Source organism: Paenibacillus xylanilyticus (genome assembly GCF_047246825.1).
Classification (GTDB): domain Bacteria; phylum Bacillota; class Bacilli; order Paenibacillales; family Paenibacillaceae; genus Paenibacillus; species Paenibacillus xylanilyticus_B.
Genome location: NZ_JBFOLB010000008.1, coordinates 64,818 through 79,960, shown reverse-complemented (window position 1 = coordinate 79,960; position 15,143 = coordinate 64,818). Strand labels below are relative to the sequence as shown.

The following is a 15,143-nucleotide window of genomic DNA, read 5'->3' as shown; positions in this document are numbered from 1 at the left end:
ACTCCCGTCATTCGTTGGATTGAATTGCACTTAACAACTGCCGCTTGGCTTCTGCGACCAATCGGGGATTAATGGGATGCTGGAAGCTGCTCTCATGTCTCACGCCTGATCCCATATGTATTTCTGCAATACCTGTTTGCCTTACCAAGGTTTGAATCCGGTCTATGGTTACCCCTGAGCCTGCCATAACCGTTACCTCCATCTCTTGCCCCAGTTCCTGAAGTTGTTTCAATTCGGGCATGGCTTCAGGCGCTGTCCGTTTTCCTCCGGATGTCAGTACGCGCTCTACCGAGCCTACTGTGCTGATGGACTTAAGCGCCCGTGTCAGGCTTGCGCTAGCATCAATGGCACGATGAAATGTAACACCTAGCCCCTGAGCTTCGACTGTACAAGCTTGCAAGGATAACAGATCGACTTCCCCCTCTTCCGTCAGGGCACCGATCACGATGCCGGAGGCTCCAAGTTCTCTCGCCACATGCACATCCCGGGCCATGGCGCCAATGTCTTCAGCGCTATAGCGGAACGAGCGGCTATGAGGACGGATCATGACATACACCGGAATGGAGACTCGGGACACCACTTGCTCAATAACACCTAAGCTGGGCGTAAGTCCTCCTTCAGACATGGCTGAAACCAGCTCAATCCGATCTGCCCCACCCTGCTCAGCTGCCCTGGCATCTGCCGCATCCATAGCGATCACTTCCAATATGGGCTGTCTTTTCATATGGCGGCTCCCTTCGTTTCTTCCAATATATAAGTCCCCAAGACATCTCACCATTCACAAAACGTCCTGCTTTTTGACCTTTTGTGCTCACTGGCCGGATGGTATAATCTGTTACAACAATAATGAGGCGGTGATCCCATGGATACGGATGTGGTTTTTCCAAATATGACGAGCACACTGCAGATTACAGGATGTCATTTTGGCAGGAAATCACCCGGCTGGGTCTATCCGAAGCACCATCACCATTTATATGAAGTCCTATACTGCCAATCCGGAGAGGGCAGACTGCAGATCGGCACGGATGAAATTCTGCTGGGTCCGGGAGACTGGTTATTCATCCGGGCAGGCGCCAGACACCTGATGGAGAATGCTTGTGCTTGTGCCAACGAATCTATAGGCAAAATTGAACCTATTGATCATTCGCGTTTTTCCTTTTTCAATATTCACTTCGATATTGATGATTCTGAGATGCGAAGAACGCTGAGCCAGCGTGAATATCGGCTTATTCCCCACAACCAAGCAGCTTCCACTGAACTGCCTGCTTATGTGGCAAGGATTGAACTCGAGATGAAGCACAGTTTGTCTTCGAATTCTGCCGTGCCCCAGAAAGACTCTGCAACCAGACTAACCTTGACCTCGGTTCAAAAGATGGCTTTGCAAGCCTACATTCTCCTGATTATTCAGGAAATAATCCTGCTGCAATCTGAGGAAGCAGAGCACATTCCGGATGTCATACCGGAAGCTACCATGCATAAGGCGGATACCGCTCACCGAATCGAAGAGCTGCTGCAGACCATGATCTCTAGCGAAGGTTCCATCACGCAAATGGCTGAAGAACTGAATCTGAGCCGCAGCCAGTGCACCAAAATATTTAAAGAAATATACGGCATTTCCCCTCGGCAGTATGTCACGGAAAAGAAGCTTAAACATGCAAAACAACTGCTTGTCAGTACCAATAAAACGATTGAGGACATCGCGGATGAGCTCGGTTATCACTCCGTCAGTCACTTTTCCAGACAATTTCGGCGTGGTACCGGACTCTCACCGAATCAGTTCCGTCCACGCCCCATGACATAAAGGACCGACAAAGCGCATCATTAGTGCCTTCGCGGTCCTTATTCATCGTAATGGGTTAACGGTCAGCTTCCAGAACGCAATCCGCTCCCTCTTCCACGTATAGGTGACATACAGTTCCTTCCCTTTGGCCACGATCGCCGGATACGAGTATTCCCCCGGTATATTTTCCAGCACAAACTCATCACCCCAAGTCTGACCATTATCCGCTGAAAAGGCGATCACCAGCGGGGTTCGAGGACTCTCCGTTGCATACCCGCTGACCGGATTGAAGACAAGCGCAAGCAAGCCATTCTCCATCAACGTGGCATCAATTCCGCTATTATTGTTGGGCAGTCCTGTACGGTAAGCTTCACACCATGTCCATCCACCATCATCCGAATCACTGCGAAAAACAGCCCCCTCGGTACTGCGCAGAAACATATGCACACACTTCCCGCCGGAAGACCACAGAGTGGGCTGAATCAGTCCCTTGGCAAACCAGTGCTCCGCCCCAACATAGGTGGACAGGTCCATCGGCACATGCGCACTCTTCGTCCATGTCTCCCCACGATCGGTGGAGATATCGACAAAAGACTCCCAGATCTGTTTGCCTGAACCCTCTCGGTCCAATCGTTCAATGGATGCCGGAGCCAGAATCATTCCATCCTCCAGTTGAATAGGCTTGTTGCGAACCGGCCCACGACCACCGATATCTCCAGGCACCAGTTCCTTGGGATCGGACCACGTATGCCCGCCGTCCCCGGAGTGAATGATGCGGGTATGCCAATCCGTTATTTCGTGCCCTACCTTGTAAAACAGCATTAGTGAACCACCCTGCGCATACAGTACTGGGTTCCAATGAGCGATGCCCTCTTCATCTGCGACTTTACGCGGAGCTGACCATGATCCTTGTTCCTGCCTTGCCATCCAGATCGCAACATCACTTGCCTTCTCATGCCGGCCTGCAAACCAAGCAGCCAGCACAGCTCCATCCGGTAAAACAGCAACCGTGGAAGCATGGCTGCTCTGAAAAGGCTGACCTTCCTGAAAGATATATTGTTTGTCGGCAATGATCTTCATCGATGGAGTCCTCCTTTGGAATAGCAGGTTATTTCTGTTCTGTTCCCTACGTTCTCATGTAAATGTGGAGTTTAACTTATATCCCGTTTCGTTCGATTCCATCTTGTTATTTTTGTTATTGTATTAACGTTATTATTATTTAGGTTTAGTCTAAAACGTTAGGTCCAGAACGTCAATACAAAAAGAAGACACCCCGGAGGGTGTCTTCTTGCCTTGGATACCCTAACGGGTCATCCAAGCTTTTTTTATTTTTTGCGACGAGCCTTCGTCATTCGATTAAACATAATAAGTGCGGCAATCACCATGGCAATCATGGCGATATTACTCGCTGCTTCTTGCGACATGCCGAACAGCATGCCCAGGTTGGTTACCAGGCTTCTTACGATCAGCGCCACTGCAATCAGCAGGATTGGACTCCAAAAATTATACCTTCTCATCCTTCGCAACACTCCTGACCAGATTGTTCAGAATTCCAGGATATCCTAACAACATCATAACAGTCAGCCTGTCCAGTGACAACATTCCCATCACTGAATGTCTGTCTGCCCGTCCTAGACCTGTTTGAATTCAATCCAGTCAATCTGCAGACCCGGTTTGGTGAAATCAAGCTTCAACTCATACAGTCCTGCTTCCAGCTCTACTTTTACCAGCTTCTGTCTGATCCATTTGCCCTCTGTACCATTCGTTTGAATGGTCGTCATCAACTGGTCGTTCAGGATCACATTACATGCGCTTTGAGCCAGTTCCGGCTCAGGGGACATGATCTGTACAATAATCCGATATTGGCCTGCCTCGTCTACTTTCATGTAAACCGGCTCACCTACAACAGGCTTCACTTGTGCATTCTCAGCCAGAACTTGAGCCTCTTCTGCAGAAAGGGATGCATTTGCCTGGAATGAAGCGACGTTCTCCACAATTTCATGCTTTCTGGAGGAAACCGGTGCATTCATGATGAATTTGCAAATATTAATCGCCGAACGCTGCAGCTCTCCGCGTGTCAGTGTTCCATTGGCGAGAGATTCAATCGTGTTGTCATCCCAGCCGTTGATCTCTGCGCCATAGTTTGGCACGACCATGTACAAATCGTTCTGGGCACGGATCATCCAGTTTGTATATTTGCGGTCAGCCTCCCCGCCTTCGACCACATCGTTCATAATGGCCCACCAGTCTGTCATAACGATCCCGTCGAAATTCCATTCTCCGCGCAGAATAGTCGTGTTCAGATCATAGTTGGATGCAGCCCAGTGTCCGTTAATCGGGTTATAGGAGGTCATGATGGAATTCGCGCCGCCTTGTTTTACCGCAATTTCGAACCCTTTCAGGTAAATTTCGCGCAGTGCACGTTCCGAGACTACAGCATCGACTTTGCTGCGGTGTTTCTCCTGATTGTTGCAGGCAAAGTGCTTCAGAGTCGCATTGGATCCGCCCTTCATAATACCTTTGGTGCATGCGGCAGCAAACACACCCGAGAGCAGCGGATCCTCAGAGAAGTACTCGAAGTTACGACCGTTCAGCGGGCTCCGGCGGATATTGAGTCCAGGTCCGAGCAGGGTATCCACCTGATTTCTCAGCAATTCCTGTCCTTCCATGACGTACAGCTCTTCAACCAGATCCGTATTCCATGTCGCCGCCAGCAGCGTCCCGATTGAAACTTGCGTGGCTTTCTCTCCGCTATCCATACGAATACCGGACGGGCCATCTGCTGTGCAGGCTACAGGAATACCATAGTTAAACAGGCTGTCGCTGACACCACCGAATGCAGAAGCTGTACCGGAAGTAACGAGCGGACTGCTCATACCCTCGCCTCGCACGATCGCAGCCAGATCCTGATCGCTCAATTGGGCAATGAAGGCTTCCAGACTGACTTTGCCGTTTTTGACATCGCTCAGTTTGTAGCCTTGGTTGCCTGTTTGCTCCAGCGTTTGTGGCAGGTTTTGCTCAATACGGTCAGCCATGGAGACCTGACGCTTCGGCACTTCCACGTAAGTCAGCTCGTATGATCCATCTGCCTTGCGAACACCCGGTTTCATTCGCGTGAAATCTTCGGTTGGTGCCATCGCCTCTTGCAGCTGCTCTACGACCTGAAGGACGTCGATCACGTACCCGTCCTGGCCATCAACGCTGAGGTGCTGCGCTTGCTTGACGCTGGTTCCAACGTGCAGACGATAGGTACCCTCTTCGAGAACATAAGCGGAAGCATGACCTGTTACACCTGCATCATCGTAGGAAGCCATGGCCTGTACTGGGAAGCTTACTGTGAGGAGTTCTGACTCTCCAGGCTGAAGCAGTCCCGTTTTGCCAAATGCCGCCAGAGCTTTGACCGGTTGTCCCAGTTTGCCTTGCGGAGCTTCGTAGTACACCTGCACAACCTCTTTGCCTGCATATGTCGTGCCCGAGTTGGTCACGTTTACACGAACTTCAATCACGGTTTCGCCATCTTTGGACACCGATTTCGCTTCTTCCGGTTGAATGGCAAACGTCGTATAAGACAGGCCGTAACCGAATTCAAACTGAACCTTTTCAGGTCGAAACGTTTCGAAATAACGATAACCCACATAAATATCTTCCTGATACAGGTTCTTGAATTCATTGCCGTAGTTGCTTGTCGAAGGATAATCTTCGATGGAATATGCAATCGTATCTGTCAGCTTACCACTCGGTGTAACGTCACCCGCCAATACATCGGCAATCGCGTTACCACCTTCCATACCACCGTGCCAGGAGTAAATGACGCCTTGAATCGGATGTACATACGTTTCGTTCAGCCAGCTCATATCGATGATATTCGATACATTCAGCACTACGATGGTGTGTTCAAAATGCGCCGTAACCTGCTTCAGCATGGCTTTCTCATCTTCTGTCAGCTGGTAGCTGCCTGGTGCATCGGCATTGTCCTGATCTTCCCCTGCTGTACGTCCAATCACGACTATAGCCTTGCTGGACTTACTTCTGGCTTGTGCAACCAATTCATCTGTCAGTGGCATTTCCTTTTGGTTCCACGGTTCAGCAGCCCATACTTTACCGCCATCATCAAATGGATTTTCCTCAATCCACTTTTCATAGACAGCTGCCAGCTCTTCATTAACGGTGACATTCTTCTTGCTGCGCAGTCCATCCAGCAGATTGGTTGTATACGCTACATGTACGCTTCCGCCTGAACCTGTGCCGCTGCGATAGTAGTTGACTTGAATACGGCCAAAAACTGAAACGTTTTCGTTTTCACGAAGAGGAAGAACCTGACCTTCGTTTTTCAAAAGCACCGCGCCTTCTGCGGCAACCGTGCGGCTAAATTCTGCAAACCCTTCCAATGGAACTCCGATTTGATGTGTGCTCAATGATTTCCCTCCTGATTGTCATCCCCATATCCACGAATCGCTATTCTATTCAATGATCTGGTAGATTCACTTGTACCTAGTCCCATATTAACAGATTCTATAGAAGAAAATAACTCACGAAACCGCTTTTTCACATTGTCGACATGCATTTTAGAAAAATTGTTAATCAAAAAAGCCACGAACGTAATTCGTCCGTGACTTTTAATGTATTTTCAATCCGCTACTCAAGTCGTCAGCTTCGCATACAGAAGGAAAAATAACATATCTTCCCCTACGATGACGTAGTTCGGAACCTGGTAGATCAGATCCACTATAACGAATGCAACCAATACCCCCACCATAGCTACCAGATGACGTGGACGCAGCCTTTGATGTGCATGCCGATAACGATGGAACACGAGCGAGGTCGAGAGGAAGTATAATAGCACAGATCCAAAACCAAACCCCAGCATGAACACATAGTTGAGCTCATTCAGATACAGCAGCTGAATCGAAGCCGCAATCATGCTCATTGAAATGTAGATGAACAGATGCCCATAGATGATCGCTTGCCCGGCAGTCTGAATTTCTTTGCTGACCTTTTTCTCTACATTATCGAAATACTGCCACCACATCGCAATGACAAATATGGAAGTAAAGGCGGCAAACAGGATGGATCTCAGATCCCAATGATCCGCTTGCAGCACAGCGATAATACTGATCACCGACTCACCCAGCAGGATGAGTGTAAAGAGCGCAAAGCGTTCAAGCAGATGATGTGTGTGGATTGGCACCTTCACCAGATTTTTGCGACCAATCAGCGGAAGCACGATATCTACCGCGATCCCCGCATACAGCACGACATAACGCAGCCAGGAATCAAAGAACAAAGAACCCGTGGAGATCAGGATACCGATAATAAAGCAGATACCCAGATACCGGGCAGCCTGTTGTTGATGTGCGCTTTTGGACTTATGTACTGTAAGATACTGAATTGCCGTAAATGCCCTCGATCCGATATACCCCACGAAGAATGACAGGTAATATTGGTCAAAATGAGTCGAGAGGCTTGCTGTCATGACGAGAACCGACAGAAGCTGAAGGATGAGAAAGACGCGATGGCTGAGGATATCCTGACCGTATCGGTTAATGAATAAGGTCTGCCCAACCCATGCCCACCAAACGGGGATGAAGATTAATACAAATTTCAACAGATATTCAAACGTAATGACGCCATGCTCAGCATGCAGCAGGACATGACCTGCTTTGGACACGGCTGCTACGAAGAGCAGATCGTAGAACAGCTCCAGCCAGGTAACCTTTTTCTCCATCATCCATCGATGCTCCTTTGGGTTCAAGTCGTAATGTGCCTTATGTTACATTGAATCCATTCGCGGCCAGAACATCGTTCTGACCGCTATGGTATTAACTCATTGAGCAGCTGTCGCAGGTTCCAACGTTCTTACCTCAATCGGCTGCAGGTTGCTCTCAATTTGATCACGATATTGCTCGAACCATTCTGGCAGCATCAGTTTTTGTCCGAGTGCATCAGCAGGTTCGTCTTTGGCAAATCCCGGCGGATCTGTCGCAATTTCAAACAGGATCCCACCCGCTTCTCTGAAGTAGATAGCGTTAAAGTATTGACGATCCCGGACCGGAGTTGGTTGGTATCCATATTGATATACGGCCCCTCTCCATGCTTCATGCTCTTCAAAATCTTTGGCACGCCACGCAATGTGGTGTACTGTGCCTGAGCCGCCTACACCCAGAGGGATCCGGGTAACCGGAACATCCACGATATTACCGATATCTCCGCTGGAGCGAAAACGGGCATATTCCTCATTTTCATCCACTCTGACGAATCCCAGAATGTTCTCCAGCGCATCCATCGTTCTTTGTGGATTCACACTGAACAATACTGCACCACCAAAGCCTTTGATGGCTTTGTCTGCCGGAATTCCTTCATGCTCCCATGTGCTGGCAGCTCCTTCTTCCCGTTCAACAAGCTCAAGCCGCAGACCTTCGCTGTCTTCGAATTGGAGAAGTTCTTCGTTAAAGCGACTTGTTTTGGTTACCTCAATGTTATACCGTTCCAACCGATCCTGCCAGAAGCCAATAGTCCCAGGAGGAATGACATAAGAGGTAATGCCTACTTGACCACCGCCAATTTTGCCCCGAGGTGATCCAGCAGATGGGAAGAAGGTAATAATGGTTCCCGGGCTGCCTTTCTCATCTCCAAAGTACAGATGGTACACGTCTGGTGCATCGAAGTTGATTGTTTTTTTCACGAGACGAAGTCCCAGAACCCCAGCGTAAAAGTCGACATTGGCCTGTGGATCTCCCGCAAAAGCTGTAATATGGTGAATACCTGCAGTTTGAAGTGTCATGAAAAATTCCTCCTTGGATTTTCGAATGGGATATGGTGGTTTAAGCCAGTTAATATTTATTGTAATTTGTATTATCTTTAAATTAAGATATATGACCGATTGAATTTAGTTGTTATTTTGGCTTGCTTGTTCCTGTTTCAGTTTATCCGGAGTAACGTCATCGCCGTTCGGATCATAGATGGTGACATTCAGCAGAATATCATTGATCGAACCGCGAAAGATTTGCAGATATTCCTGACGCAGACGAATTTGTTCCGCTTTCTCCATCTCTGTCAATTCTGCCTCTTTTGCTTTTCTGGAAAGTTCATTTATTCTGGTCAATGTTGGAATCATCATCTTGATCTCGCTCCTTGTAATTTGGATTCAGATATTTGTCTTTGGTGTCGTTTACCTTCGAATTAAATATCTTAAATTAAAGATAAATCATTATCGAGGTATTGTCAACACTTTTATCTAAATTAAATTGAAAATGCAAAAGGGCCTGCTAACGAGTTCTCACTCCCTTGCAAGCCCTTCTAATATTAAGTTATATTAGCCAAGCTTTTGACCGCAGTTTGGACAGAAGTTGGCTCCTTCATTTTTAGCACCACAGTTCGGACAGAAGTTCGGTTTTTTGGTACCTTCGGAAGAAGATCCTTCCTTGGGTGCAGTTGCTTGATCCTGGTTTTGACCTGAGTTGCTGTTGCTGTTATCGTTTTGGCTCTGGCCTTGATTCTGGTTATTGGAATTCATATTCTTCATCATTTCGTTTGCCATGTTCATGCCCATCATCATGCCCGCCATATCCGAAGCAGCACCGCCGCCCTTGACCTTACCGGATGCAATACCATCCGTCATGCTGACCTGCTGGTATTTCTGCAGATTGCCGATCATCTCGTGCGAAGCGGTCTTCGTAATCATATCCTGGATCTCCTGCGGATAATTGAAACTCATCACCTGGAAGCCGGTAATGCCGATCCCGATATCCATCATCTGCATATCCAGGTCTTCCTGAATGCCTTTTGCAATATCCGATGCGTTCGCCTGCAGGTTGAACATGTCCTTGCCCTCACGGCTGATCCACTTCATGAGCAGCTGATCCAGTACCGAAGTCATGCGAATTTTGACATCCTCGACCAGATAGCTCTGCTTGATGCCCGCAATTTTATCGATCAATGTAACATAGTCACTCACTTTAAAATTAAACGTACCGTTGGCCCGAATCGGCATTCCCCCGGGGAGCTGCGGTGTCGGAATCAGTACAGGACTCTGCGTCCCCCACCGAACGGTAAATTCCTTCGTATTCACAAACAGCACCTCGACCCGCATGCCGCTGTTGAATCCGAATTTGAATCCTTTTAATGTAGATAGAAACGGAATGATCTCGGAATCGATATTGAATGAGCCCTCATCTTCGAAGATTCCTTCGACCTTGCCGTTGTTCAAAAAGATCGCATCCTGACCCGAACGGATAATCAGCTTACTGCCCTTCTTGATCTCCCGGTTGCTCCACTTCCAGAAGATCATGTCATCTCTGAATTCTTCCCACTCCACCACATTTGAGAATTGATTCTTGAAAAATCCCATATTCGTTCCCATCCCTTCTATTTGGACCTGCCCCGAAAGCTCAGATACTAAAACGAACCTCTACTTCCACTATGCGAGTGGCCGCCTCGGGTGGTACCTCCACCGCCGCCTCCGCCGTTGTTATTGTTTCGTTCAATTTTTTGTTTGGTGACCGTTGTACGGATATATCGGTCCTGACGATCAATTACACTGGAATTACTGGAATCCTCATATGTCGCCCGATTGACGGTGACCCGTCCTCCAGATCGGTAGGCCATCACACCAACTACGATTCCGCCGATTGCGACTGATACAGCAAGTTGAAACCAACCGTTGAATAAAATATTATTAGGATTCACACCCGGTTTGTACCCCATGTACTCGTAAGAGAGCCTGATATATTTTTCGAAAGCTAGCTTATAGTCACCATTGGATAAATCAGGGGTAATTCTGCTGCGGATAGCTTGCAGCCGCCCATTATCCAAATAATCCTCTGCTTTATAAAATCCAGCCAGGTACACTTCCCGAAAATTCATATCCATTGTCAAAATGACGGCATTACCGTGGGCTTTATCATACCCTAGTGCCTGTTCATCATAGAAATCCTCGGTCAGCAGCTCTACATCCTGATTTTCCGTATTGTTCGTTGTCAGGATAATAAAATCCGTCTGCCTCTCGGCTCCATACTCATTCGCCAGTGCGTTTAATTCGCTTTCTTCCTGCTCGCTTAGCAGATTGGCCTCATCATAGATGAGATTTTTGCTCTCGGCTGCCAAAGCGGTCTGAACATTAAAAAAGGGAAATGCCAGACCAATCACCATCACCACCAGAGTAGCCACCATCGCCAGATGTTTGGCCTTTCTCACAGAAACCCACCTCCCATCATCCAGGAGACCAGTTTCAAGGACAGCAAGGAAACGGCCGAAACACCTGCGAACCATCCCGCCACTTTGGCTTTGCTAATCGGAGGTTTGCCGACTACCTTTCCCGTTTGACCATTCATCGCAAAGGTATACTGGGAACGATTAAAGTCATAATAGACCATCCACACCGGAAGCAGGACATAATCTGCATTTTTTAAGGTTGTATCGATTTGTTTGTCCGTGTAGCTCACACTGTTATAACCGGATACCGTTGAAGCAATGTAAGAATCAATATAAGAACTGGTCTTCTCCTTGGCCCGCGGATATAACTCCTCATCGGTGTAACTGTATTTTTCAGCAATGTACCCTGCAAGATATGGGGTCTTGAACTCTTTCAGCTGATTATAGGGAAACGGCTCCAGCTTATCCATTAGCTCATCCTTCATTTTCTCCGAAGCATCAATGGGCAGGTTCACATAGTTGAGCCGGATTTTGCGGTAAATATCAAAATGCTGCGTTTCCGTATAATGGTAGTCACCTTGAGTATAGGTTCTCACCTTGGTCCCGCGGCCGTGAACTTCGATTTTGTTATGTAGCTCATATAACCAGAAAGGCACATACATCCCGGTAATATTCTGAATCCGGTCTGCACTCATGAATCCGCTTGGCGTCAGCAGGCCGTTCCGGCACCACTTTTTGAATGCCTGCATCGCCTGTTCCTTACTGATGGAAAAGGGAATCACCCTAACTGGTGCCAGATCACCTGTCAGCCGATCACTCAGTACAACCGCCGCACCGCAAAAGCTGCACGTGGTCGCACTCGTCTCCGGTTCAGTTACGATGTCCGCACCGCAGCTGTTGCAGTGGTACTGCTTCACTTCATTTTCCGTGAACACCTGTTTCTTGAGCGGATCCGGGATCTGCTCAATATTGTCCTGCCGCCCGCAGCTCGGGCAGGATAACGCTCCTGTCGCGCTGTCAAAAACCATGCCACTTCCGCAGTTGGGACATTTGTATTCAATAACCGGCATCTGCTCACCTCAATGTTTAAAGAAATATAATCGTGTAAATCCTATTTATTCTTCAGCTTCTCCTGGATTGCTGCGAGTTCTTCCTCCGCACTTGGCGTCGCATTTTCATTATTACCCGCATCGGCGTTCATTTCTTTCTCCAGCTGGGCAATAAGTTCATCCAGATCATCCTCCTGCTTCCCTGCCCGGAGTTCAGCAAGTGCTTCCGCTTCATTCAATGCCTGATTGGCCTTGTCTTCCATCGCTTGAAATGCTGCATTCGCCCTTCCGGCAGAGGCATTTCGTTCATTAGCAAGCTGCTGGGCTCTCGCATCTGCCATTTTGCCCTTCAGCTCGGTATGCCGAGCTTCCAATTGTCCCATATCCGCCACCAATTTCTCGTGCATATGCTTCATCATTTTGGCTTTTGCGGAGGCCCGGTCGTAGGCTGCCTGTAACTCGTTCATTTTCTCCGCTTGCTTCACTTTCTTCTCCAGAAAACTTCGCGCCTTATCTTCATCGCCTGACTCTGCCGACTTCTCTGCATATCGCTGCAGCTTCTTAATTTCGGCACTGCATTCGTCCAATGCCCTCTTCGCCCTGTTCTCCTCTGACAGCACCACTGCCGTCTCCGCCTTTACCTGACCCAGGTCGCTGCTTAGACTCCGCATGTATTCATTCACAGTCTTCTCCGGATCTTCCGCCCGAGCCAGCAAGCTGTTCACATTGGCCTTCATCACGTCCCTAAACCTCGATAAGATTCCCATTTCACGTTCCTCCTCCGAAAAGTTTACATATACCCTATAATACATGAATTCCGAGAAGGGGGTTTCAATTCCCTGGATTGGACAGGTATTTGCGAAGCAAAAAATCCTTTACCTTATCATGACCTTAATCATCTTCCTGCAACAAATAAATAACCAAAAGAAAAACCACCAGACATCGCTGATGGTTTCTCTCACGCTATTTTCAATTTCTGACGCTAGCCGTTATCCGGATCAGGCGGGAAGACTCTCTACTGCAGTAAAGAATACATCCAGCAAATCAACACCAAAGTTTACCTCAACGTAAGCTGTGATTTCCTTCAGATCCTCTTCCCTCTGGTACTCCAGGCATGGGCGCCCCTCACTCCACAATACCCTGCACGGAAACTCGCTGACAACGCATTGGATAATGTGATCCGGTTCTACCGTTTCACGAAATGCTGCCATCGCATGACGCTCCTTTCTTTCCTTTCCATCGTTGATGCTTATGTATTCATTTTGAAAAAGTGGAATTCTGACTTCCGTGATAATTGTCACTCTCTTAAATGCATATCTGCCGCTCGGCCATCTTTTCTCTCTACTTATGTTCAAGCTGCCCGGAGCCAAAGATGCCAATCCCTCGTAAGTTGGCTATAATAAGGGAACCACCCGAATGAGATTTCTATAAAAGGCAGGAAAATTATGCGTACACGAGTTCATATTATCGCTCCTTACGAATCCATGACTACCATTATACAAGAATGCGTTCCCCGATTCCCCCAACTAACCATTCAGTACGAGGTAGGTGACCTGATGAAGGGCGCCGAACTGGCCTCCCAAGCTGAAAAAAACGGGGCAGATATTATCATTAGCCGCGGGGGTACTGCTCAGCTGATCAAGGAAGCTGTCACCATTCCCGTTATTGATGTGCAGCTGTCGGGATATGACATGATTCGTTCCCTGACATTGGCCAGCCAGTTTAACGGCAAAACGGCCATCGTAGGCTTTTCCAATATTACATCGGGTGCACAATCGATTATTGATCTGATGGATTTGCCTCTCAAGGTATATACCATACGCAGTTCCGAAGATGTGGCCAGACTGCTGCTGGAGCTAAAAGCGTCCGGATACCGTCAAATTGTCGGGGATGTTATCACCGTAAATACTGCCAGAACCTATGGGCTTGAAGGATTGCTGATCCAATCCGGCAAGGAAGCCATTCTGCGAGCGTTGGAAGATGCCCAGTTGGTATATCGGTATTTGAGCAAAAATCGTGCAATATCCGTTATTCTGAACAATCTGGTCACGCAGGAGCATCCGAATCTGCTTATTTTAGATGAACGGAACGAGATTGTATTCGAAAACCTGACGGATTTCGAGCAGAACCCACTGACCGATAATCACATTCATCTGATTAACACCAACCTGGAATTTCATCAGTCCCAAGTCCAGAATATGTTCATGGTCGACGACTACCAGCTGACAGTAACAGCCTATGAAACGACGCTCAATAATAAGGGGTATAAAGTATACACGCTTGAAAAGGGACAACCTTACCAGTTTGCACAATTTGGCATAACAGCTTACACCGATATTTCCATAGAACCTATCGTCGCAGAATCACCTGCCATGCAGGTGACGCTGAAGAACATCCGGGCACTATATGAAAATCATGAACCCATTTATCTGCTTGGCCATGCGGATTCAGGCAAATCATTTCTCGTAAAACATATTCATCAAATGTACTCGGGTGGTGGACTATTGCTGCAAATGGATCTGTCCCAGGTACCGGCTGGTCATTTGCATAAAATACCGCTCTCCAAGGTCCGCAACGTGGAAATGAATCATATCGATAGCCGCATAAATGATGAAGAACTAATCTCATTCATTCAGACCTGTCTCCATAGGCAGATTGGTGTATTCATCCTGGGTGAAGAGCCGTTGAATCCGCATTGGACGCATGATATTGAGCTTAACACCATGATGATGCCAAGTCTTGCAGACAGGCTGGAGGATTTGGCCCCACTGATCCAGCATTTCCTCACTGGCTACTATCAGAAGTATGGGACGGCTGCAGTGAAAATAAAAGACGATGCGCTGCAGTTGATCCGAGATCAAGTTCCGCAGATGACAGTCAACCAGCTGAAGCATCTTATCAAACAGGCTGCCCTGAATGAGCAGGATTATGTGATCTCGACGGATACGTTATCCCGTTTGCTTAATCAGCATTCTGCTTCCAACACGATGAGGCTGAACGGTACATTGAAAGAGATTGAGAAGGAAATCATTCAGCACGTCCTGCAGGAGGAAAACAACAATCAATCCAAGGCAGCGGATCGCCTGGGGATTAACCGTGCCACGTTATGGCGTAAACTTAAAGAATAATCTTTAAGTTTGCGCTTTTTTTACACCTAAATGTGT

The 15,143-nt window shown here is 47.8% G+C and carries 14 protein-coding genes; 2 read left to right on the top strand and 12 right to left on the bottom strand.

Translation table 11 applies throughout. From position 1 onward, the window contains the following. Positions 1 to 7: 7 nt before the first annotated feature. Entirely contained in the window at positions 8 to 724 is a 717-nt protein-coding gene (locus tag AB3N00_RS27845; RefSeq protein WP_413037419.1) for a copper homeostasis protein CutC, read from the bottom strand. Between the two features lie 138 nt (positions 725 to 862). On the opposite strand from AB3N00_RS27845, the gene AB3N00_RS27840 reads away from it, so the two are divergent. Continuing rightward, on the top strand, positions 863 to 1,801 hold the full coding sequence (locus AB3N00_RS27840; protein WP_413037418.1) for a helix-turn-helix domain-containing protein: 939 nt from the start codon (positions 863 to 865) through the stop codon (positions 1,799 to 1,801). Between the two features lie 42 nt (positions 1,802 to 1,843). Here AB3N00_RS27840 and AB3N00_RS27835 read toward each other — a convergent pair whose 3' ends face one another. The 11 genes from AB3N00_RS27835 to AB3N00_RS27785 form a co-directional block, all read right to left on the bottom strand. Beyond that, positions 1,844 to 2,860, bottom strand: a complete 1,017-nt coding sequence (locus AB3N00_RS27835; RefSeq protein ID WP_413037417.1) for a sialidase family protein — start codon at positions 2,858 to 2,860, stop codon at positions 1,844 to 1,846. A gap of 245 nt (positions 2,861 to 3,105) precedes the next feature. Beyond that, a complete protein-coding gene (locus tag AB3N00_RS27830; protein ID WP_175397129.1) occupies positions 3,106 to 3,297 on the bottom strand; it encodes a hypothetical protein in 192 nt (63 codons plus the stop codon). Positions 3,298 to 3,411: 114 nt separating this feature from the next. Beyond that, a complete protein-coding gene (locus tag AB3N00_RS27825; protein WP_413037416.1) occupies positions 3,412 to 6,195 on the bottom strand; it encodes a glycoside hydrolase family 3 C-terminal domain-containing protein in 2,784 nt (927 codons plus the stop codon). Positions 6,196 to 6,419: 224 nt separating this feature from the next. Next, on the bottom strand, positions 6,420 to 7,508 hold the full coding sequence (locus AB3N00_RS27820; RefSeq protein ID WP_175397131.1) for a low temperature requirement protein A: 1,089 nt from the start codon (positions 7,506 to 7,508) through the stop codon (positions 6,420 to 6,422). Positions 7,509 to 7,604: 96 nt separating this feature from the next. Further along, complete coding sequence (locus AB3N00_RS27815) at positions 7,605 to 8,561, bottom strand: ring-cleaving dioxygenase (RefSeq protein WP_413037415.1); 957 nt, start codon at positions 8,559 to 8,561, stop codon at positions 7,605 to 7,607. Positions 8,562 to 8,666: 105 nt separating this feature from the next. Beyond that, complete coding sequence (locus tag AB3N00_RS27810; RefSeq protein ID WP_095293145.1) at positions 8,667 to 8,894, bottom strand: DUF896 domain-containing protein; 228 nt, start codon at positions 8,892 to 8,894, stop codon at positions 8,667 to 8,669. Positions 8,895 to 9,092: 198 nt separating this feature from the next. Further along, positions 9,093 to 10,127 carry an SPFH domain-containing protein gene (locus tag AB3N00_RS27805; RefSeq protein WP_413037414.1) on the bottom strand — a complete coding sequence of 345 codons (1,035 nt, stop codon included), beginning with the start codon at positions 10,125 to 10,127 and terminating at the stop codon, positions 9,093 to 9,095. Between the two features lie 47 nt (positions 10,128 to 10,174). Next, entirely contained in the window at positions 10,175 to 10,927 is a 753-nt protein-coding gene (locus AB3N00_RS27800; RefSeq protein WP_413037466.1) for a TPM domain-containing protein, read from the bottom strand. A 41-nt stretch (positions 10,928 to 10,968) separates the two neighbouring features. Continuing rightward, positions 10,969 to 12,000 (bottom strand): TFIIB-type zinc ribbon-containing protein, encoded by a 1,032-nt coding sequence (locus tag AB3N00_RS27795; RefSeq protein ID WP_413037413.1) that lies wholly within the window; start codon positions 11,998 to 12,000, stop codon positions 10,969 to 10,971. A gap of 41 nt (positions 12,001 to 12,041) precedes the next feature. Next, positions 12,042 to 12,746: a PspA/IM30 family protein gene (locus tag AB3N00_RS27790; RefSeq protein WP_413037412.1), complete on the bottom strand. Its 705-nt coding sequence runs from the start codon at positions 12,744 to 12,746 to the stop codon at positions 12,042 to 12,044. Between the two features lie 231 nt (positions 12,747 to 12,977). After that, entirely contained in the window at positions 12,978 to 13,190 is a 213-nt protein-coding gene (locus tag AB3N00_RS27785; protein ID WP_413037411.1) for a hypothetical protein, read from the bottom strand. Between the two features lie 234 nt (positions 13,191 to 13,424). Here AB3N00_RS27785 and AB3N00_RS27780 point away from each other — a divergent pair, with 234 nt between their 5' ends. Further along, positions 13,425 to 15,107 (top strand): PrpR N-terminal domain-containing protein, encoded by a 1,683-nt coding sequence (locus AB3N00_RS27780; protein ID WP_413037410.1) that lies wholly within the window; start codon positions 13,425 to 13,427, stop codon positions 15,105 to 15,107. Positions 15,108 to 15,143 lie beyond the last annotated feature (36 nt).